5 protein-coding genes and 1 pseudogene are annotated in these 6,585 nt (G+C 64.8%); 3 read left to right on the forward strand and 3 right to left on the reverse strand.

Going from position 1 to position 6,585, the window contains the following annotated elements; genetic code table 11:
• From EOA27_RS16590 to EOA27_RS16600, 3 genes are all read left to right on the forward strand, one after another.
• A partial coding sequence (locus EOA27_RS16590) for a CbbQ/NirQ/NorQ C-terminal domain-containing protein (RefSeq protein WP_189562042.1) occupies positions 1-274 on the forward strand: 274 nt, incomplete at its 5' end.
• Positions 275-330: 56 nt separating this feature from the next.
• Positions 331-2,229: a cobaltochelatase subunit CobT gene (cobT, locus tag EOA27_RS16595; RefSeq protein ID WP_126080997.1), complete on the forward strand. Its 1,899-nt coding sequence runs from the start codon at positions 331-333 to the stop codon at positions 2,227-2,229.
• Positions 2,226-3,242, forward strand: coding sequence for an esterase-like activity of phytase family protein (locus EOA27_RS16600; protein WP_189343058.1), 1,017 nt, complete (start codon positions 2,226-2,228; stop codon positions 3,240-3,242). Before cobT ends, EOA27_RS16600 begins: the two co-directional genes overlap by 4 nt.
• A gap of 22 nt (positions 3,243-3,264) precedes the next feature.
• On the opposite strand, the gene EOA27_RS16605 is transcribed toward EOA27_RS16600, so the two are convergent.
• The 3 genes and pseudogenes from EOA27_RS16605 to EOA27_RS16615 all read right to left on the reverse strand — a co-directional run.
• Positions 3,265-4,074 carry a hypothetical protein gene (locus tag EOA27_RS16605; protein ID WP_126080998.1) on the reverse strand — a complete coding sequence of 270 codons (810 nt, stop codon included), beginning with the start codon at positions 4,072-4,074 and terminating at the stop codon, positions 3,265-3,267.
• Positions 4,075-4,292: 218 nt separating this feature from the next.
• Positions 4,293-6,068, reverse strand: a complete 1,776-nt coding sequence (locus EOA27_RS16610) for a GtrA family protein (protein WP_127256711.1) — start codon at positions 6,066-6,068, stop codon at positions 4,293-4,295.
• 88 nt (positions 6,069-6,156) lie between these two features.
• Positions 6,157-6,585: pseudogene (locus EOA27_RS16615) on the reverse strand (hypothetical protein); the annotation flags it as partial.

Genomic DNA, 6,585 nt, shown 5'->3' on the forward strand with positions numbered 1-6,585 from the left:
CAACAAGGGCAGGGACATCGTCAACAAGATGGTGCGCGTCGCCGACATGACGCGCTCGGCCTTCATCAATGGCGACCTGTCGACCGTGATGAGCCCGCGCACCGTCATCACCTGGGCCGAGAACGCCGAGATCTTCGGCGATATCGGCATGGCGTTCCGGCTGACCTTCCTCAACAAATGCGACGAGCTGGAGCGTTCGGTGGTGGCCGAGTTCTACCAGCGCGCCTTCGGCGAGGACCTGCCGGAGAGCGCTGCCAACGTGGTGCTGGGCTAGGCGCGCAGCTGAAAGGCCTCCGGCCGTTCAGCACGAAAACGCGCAGGGAATGATCAATGGCGGGTCCGGGCGACAACACGCGCAACAAGCCGAAGAACGGGTCTGAAGCGGACAGCTTCAAGCGCGCCGTGACGGTCTGCATGCGCGCCGTCGCCGGCGACAAGGATCTCGAGGTCGGCTTCGCCAAGGACCGGCCGGCGCTGGCCGGCAACCGAGCCCGGCTGCCCGAGCTGCCGAAGAAGGCCTCCCGCAACGACATCGCGATCACCCGCGGCATCGGCGATTCCATGGCGCTGAAGCGCGCCTGCCACGATCAGCGCATCCACAACAAGCTGGCGCCGGAAGGCAAGCTGGCGCGGTCCATCTTCGACGCCGTCGAGCAGGCGCGCGTCGAGGCGATCGGCAGCCGCGCCATGCAGGGCGTGGCCGACAATATCGGCTCGATGCTCGAGGACAAATACGCCAAGGCCAACCTCGTCGACGTCAGGGACAAGGCCGACGCGCCGCTGGAGGAAGCGATCGCGCTGATCGTGCGCGAAAAACTCACCGGCCGCGCGATCCCGAAGAGCGCCGAGCGGCTCGTCGATCTCTGGCGCCCCTGGGTCGAGGAAAAGGCGGGCGGCGACCTCGACGGCCTGTCGGCCAAGCTGGAGGACCAGCAGGCCTTTGCCCGCGTCGTGCGCGACATGCTGGTTTCCATGGAGATGGCCGAGGAACTCGGCGACGACCAGGTAACCGACGACTCCGAGGAAAACGAAGAGAACGAGCAGCAGGGAGACGAACAGAGCGAGGAAGGCGGCGAGGAGGATTCAGGCTCCGAGCAGTCGCAGTCGGAAGAGGCCGAAGCTTCAGCCGACGAGGAAGAGTCGGCCGAGACGGAAGCGACCGACGCCACATCGGACGACCTCTCGGACGAGGACGATTCCGACGCTGAGACGCCCGGCGAGGCCAAGCGCAACGACAACCCGTTCCTCAACCTGCCGAAGGAGATCGACTACAAGGTCTTCACCACCGCCTTCGACGAGACGGTGGGGGCCGAGGACCTTTGCGAGGAAGAGGAGCTCGACCGGCTGCGCGCCTTCCTTGACAAGCAGCTTGCCAACCTGTCCGGCGTTGTCGGGCGGTTGGCCAACCGGCTGCAGCGCCGGCTGATGGCGCAGCAGAACCGCTCCTGGGATTTCGATCTTGAGGAAGGCTATCTCGATCCGGCGCGCCTCGTGCGTGTCGTCATCGATCCGATGCAGCCGCTGTCCTTCAAGCAGGAGCGCGACACCAAGTTCCGTGACACGGTGGTGTCGCTGGTGCTCGACAATTCGGGTTCGATGCGCGGCCGGCCGATCACCGTCGCGGCGACCTGCGCCGACATCCTGGCGCGCACGCTGGAGCGCTGCGGCGTCTCGGTCGAGATCCTCGGCTTCACCACCCGCGCTTGGAAGGGCGGGCAAGCGCGCGAGAAATGGCTGAAGGACGGCAAGCCGCCGAATCCCGGCCGGCTTAACGACCTGCGCCACATCATCTACAAGTCCGCCGATCATCCATGGCGGCGCGCCCGGCGCAATCTCGGGCTGATGATGCGTGAGGGCCTGCTCAAGGAAAACATCGACGGCGAGGCGCTGCTTTGGGCGCATAACCGGCTGATCGGCCGGCCCGAGCAGCGCAAGATCCTGATGATGATCTCGGACGGCGCGCCGGTCGACGATTCCACCCTCTCGGTCAATCCGGGCAATTATCTGGAGCGGCATCTGCGGGCGGTCATCGAGCTGATCGAGACGCGTTCGCCGGTCGAGCTTTTGGCCATCGGCATCGGCCACGACGTCACGCGCTACTACCGCCGCGCCGTCACCATCGTCGACGCCGAGGAACTGGCCGGGGCCATGACCGAGCAGCTCGCCTCGCTGTTCGGCGAGGAAAGCGCGCGCGACACGCGCCGCGGCGGGTTGCGGCGCGCCGGATGATGTTTTCGGGGCGGCGTGCGCGGCGGACGCTCTTCGCCTGCGTGCTGATCTGCGCCTCGCCGGCCATTGCCGCCCAGAGAGCTCCCGTCGAGACCGTCGAGATTTCAGCGCGGCCGATCACCCAGTTCCAAATCGGCCATGACGAGACGCGGTTCGGGCCGTTCGAATTCGTCGGCGGGCTGGAGATGACCTCGCCGGCGCGCGATTTCGGCGCGCTGTCGGCGCTTCGTTTCTTGAAGCCGGGCAGCGACTTCATCGGGGTCGCCGACACCGGCTTCTGGTTCTTCGGCACGATCGCGCATGACGCCGGCAAGCGACCCTCGGGTGTCAAGAATTTCCGCATGCAGCAGATGGTCGACGCTTCGGGGCGGCCGATCGACCGGAAATGGAAGGTCGACGCGGAAGGGCTCGCGGTGAAGGACGGCATCGCAACCGTCGGCTTCGAGCGCGACCAGCGCGTCGCCCAGTTCAAGATCGACCCCGACAATATGAAAGCGCCGATCCGGCAGCTCGACTATCTGGTTCCCGCCCACGAGTTGCGCCAGAACCGCGGCTTCGAGACCGTCGCCCATGCCAACCCTTACGGTCAGCATGCGGGCGGGCTGGTCGTGGTTTCGGAGAGGAGCCTCGACAAGGCGGGCAACGTCTACGCCGCCATTATCGAAGGGCCGCACAAAGGCGTCTTCACCATCAAGCGCAATGGCGATTTCGACATAACCGACGGAGCCTTCCTGCCGGACGGCGACCTGCTGCTTCTGGAACGCAGTTTCTCGATCGCGCGCGGGGTGAAGATGCGGCTGCGGCGCATCTATGGCGAGAGCGTCGAGAAGGGCGCGGTCGCCGACGGGCCAGTGCTGATGGAGGCCGATCTGGGCTACCAGATCGACAATATGGAAGGGCTCGACGTCTGGACCCGCGACGATGGCGCGCTGATGGTGTCGCTGGTATCCGACGACAACCATTCGATCCTGCAGCGCAACCTCTATTTGGAATTCATCCTGCATCAGGACTGAACAAGACACGAGCGCTGGGAGATTACCGGCCGACGTGGCGGACTTCGTTCATCGCGAAATTGGCGGCGCGCTTGCTCCGGTTGCGGATCTTGAGTGTCGCTGTGTTGTCGACGAAATAGGTGTGAAGGATGCTGTCGCGGGTGCGGACTTCCGGCCCGACAGTGTCGACCGCGTGCCAGGTGTCGGTGCCGACCGCAAAGGCGTAGCCCGTGTTCGGCGAAAACGACATCCGGTGCGAATTCTCGAAACGCCCGTCCGGCATGCGCTCGGCGAAGCGGGTGCCGATATGGTTGATCGAGTCGTCCTCCGGCAAATAGAACTGGACCGTGATGCCCTTCCATTTCGTGTCGGTGTGGAAGCCAATCTTGTAGCCCGCCACGTCTCGCGTCAGCATCGGCACCGGATACATGCCGACCTTCATGAAATCCGAGCCGAACCGGCGCTCCAGGCCCGGGGCAAGGCGGCGCATGAAGGCATCCTTCAGTTCCGGCGCGTGCAATGCCTTGCCGACCAAGGCCCAGACGGCCCGTTTCTCAGCTGGCAGATGGCGGATATATTCGGGATAAAGGTCGATCTTGATCCGCGTCGCGGTGCCGTCGGCCTTGATGTTCACATTGTGGCGGCCCTTGAGCGCGCGATATTCGCGCGCCTCCGGCATGGCTGCGCGCATGCGCTGGTAGAGGTCCGCCGGAAAGATATCCGTCATCTCAAGATGCCAGAACGGCTTTTCCACGAAGGTGGCGCGGTTCACCGCCTCCACCATGTGGGAGACAACATGCTGCAGCGTTTGTCTGGCTGATGCTGGCGCCGCCGCGCCGTCTATGACCGACATGGATAACCTTCCCCAATCCGAAGAACCCCGAACCCAAATTTCTTGAATAGATATATCGCCGACCGTGCGGAATGCTAACCAAAGCACAGGCTGGATTGCAATGATCCACGGACTGACTTCAATCGCGGCTTCCAATCACGAGGTGATGTTGCATCGGCGCAAAGCAAGGGCGTTGCGAGGCACCCGGCGACGGTGCTGATTTGGCCGCAAGCCGATATTCAACGGACCTTGTAGATCTCGATCGGCTTGCCCGCGGTCGACTGGTCCAGTTCAAGCCATGCCGGCAGGTCGCCCCGCAGCAATGCCGCGGCAAGGCCCTTGGGCGCGTCCAAGCCCAGCGATATCTCTTCCGTGTTGCCTCGACAGATCGCGACCAATGCCACCTGCTCGCGCTGGATGACGGCGCGGGCTGCTTCCGGCGTTCCCATGAAAGCATCGAGCATGGCGAGATTGCCGGCGACATTGCGGTGGTAAGGGCCAGCCAGCGCCCGGTGTTCGGTGAACATCAATATCCCCGAGCCGAGATTGGACGAAGCAAGCACCGTCGTCGCCGGCATGACGGCCAGATCGAGGAAGTCGGCCGGCTTGCCGCAGGTCAAGGCATGGTCGGGATCGGAATTCACCCGCTGCGGTGCCTTCTGGACCACGGATTGCGCCGCCACCGCTACCCCGGCCCAGGTCGCATTGAGCGAGACCAGCCACGCCATGACGATGGCGGTGGAGATCCGCCAAGAGGGCGCGGCGCTGGCCCTGAGGCGGATTTGCGTGATCCAGGCCGAGAGCGGCAGCACGGCGAAGGCGACGGAAAAGGTCGAGCCGCGCACCTGCCAGAGGCTGACGCCGAAGGCGACGACAAGCAGGATGGCGGCAAGCATCTCCTCGCGGCGCAGGCGACGGCTTCGCAGCTGAAAGCCGATCAGAAGGATCGCGATGAAGGGCGTCACATAGCGCGCCGCCATCAGCTTGGGCTGGTGGATGGCGACGCTCCAGAAGGGCTGCGCTTCGACCACGTCGGCCAGCCAAAAGGTGCGGATGCGCTCGTCCATGCCCGCATAGGGCGATGCCAGGCATTGCGGGAAGGCCGCTATCACAGTCACCGCGACCACCGCGGCCAGCGCCAGCATCGAAACGAACCGTGCCCGAACCGTCGATGCGGTCAATGTCGAGGCGATCGCGAGGCCAAATCCGGAAAGCGCCGCTACGGCGAACTGGAAGGATGAGAAGGCGTCGCATTGGGCGACGCGCCAGTCGGAAGGCCGGATGGTCGCCACGAAGACCAGCAAGGCGACACCGGCAAATCCAAGGCCGAAGCCTCGCGCGGTGGCGTGCTCCTTATCGTCGAGGATGAACAGGACCGCAGCGCAGATGCCGAGCGTCGCCACATAGGGAGCGGTTTCCATGCCGACAGCGAGCGTCAGGCCGGCGCAAATGCCCGACAGCAGGGCGGCAGGCCGCCAGAAGGGCGCTTCCATCAGAAGCCAAAGGCTGGCCGCCGTCAGCAGCAGCTGGACATTGTGGTGATCGATCACGCCGGGGCTGTAGACCATCAGGAAGAAAAGCGCGGCCGTCGACAGGATGAGCGATGGCATCGCGACGTCGGCGCCGGCGAAGCGCCGCGAGGCGCGCATGAGCACGAATATGGTCAGTCCGTAGAGCGTGGTCGGCCAGATGATCCGCGCTGCCCGTTCGGCGGTGGCGGCGCCGGCGCCCAGCGCGTCGAAGACCATGACAAGCAATGCGAGCGGCGCGTCCACCAGCCGGGACCAGTGCATGACGAAACCGCCTGCCGTGCCCATCCTGTATTGATGGAGATCGAACCAGCCCTGCCCGGCGAGCAGGTCGCGGACCTCGACCAGCCGCAGCATGCTGTCATTGTCCGCGCCATTATTCGCAAGGGTTGGGAAGCCGGAAACCGCGTTGACGGTCAACACCACCAGCGTGGCGCATGCCGCAAGCAGGAGATGATTTTTCCAACCGGTGCCTTGCACGGTCATGGTGGTTGCGAAGCCTTGGAGAATTTTCGCGATCCTGCACGATCGGCCGTAACAAAGCGTAAATCCGCCGCAGCTGTGACGGAAAGCGTCAGGGCCGGTTGGTCGCAACCCAGATAACATGGCGGGCGCCGCGCTTGCCGTGGGCGCGCGTGTTGACCTCTTCGACCGCGAAGCCTGCCTGCTTCAGCCGCCAGGTGAAGCCGCCGTCCGGTCCCTGCGACCAGACCGCCAGCACGCCGCCTGGCTTCAAGGCGGCGCTAGCGGCAGCCAGCCCGGCCGCGTCATAGAGCGAGTCATTGCCCTTGTAGACGATGCCCTCGGGACCATTGTCGACGTCGAGCAGGATGGCGTCCCAAGCGGCTTTCCGCACCCTTATCAGCTGACCGACATCAGCCTCGCGAATGCTGACTCGAGGATCCTCGAGGCAGCCGCCGAAGATCGTCGACATCGGCCCACGCGCCCAGCCAACGACCGCGGGGACAAGCTCGGCGACAGTGACGGCGGCATCGCCATCGAG

It is taken from the genome of Mesorhizobium sp. M2A.F.Ca.ET.037.01.1.1, from assembly GCF_003998075.1.
Lineage (GTDB): Bacteria > Pseudomonadota > Alphaproteobacteria > Rhizobiales > Rhizobiaceae > Mesorhizobium.

What these genes read in the sequence shown, in the direction of transcription:
- cobT (WP_126080997.1), top strand. Translation starts at nt 331, where the DNA reads ATGGCGGGTCCGGGCGACAACACGCGCAACAAGCCGAAGAACGGGTCT.
- EOA27_RS16600 (WP_189343058.1), top strand. Translation starts at nt 2,226, where the DNA reads ATGATGTTTTCGGGGCGGCGTGCGCGGCGGACGCTCTTCGCCTGCGTG.
- EOA27_RS16605 (WP_126080998.1), bottom strand. Translation starts at nt 4,074, where the DNA reads ATGTCGGTCATAGACGGCGCGGCGGCGCCAGCATCAGCCAGACAAACG.
- EOA27_RS16610 (WP_127256711.1), bottom strand. Translation starts at nt 6,068, where the DNA reads ATGACCGTGCAAGGCACCGGTTGGAAAAATCATCTCCTGCTTGCGGCA.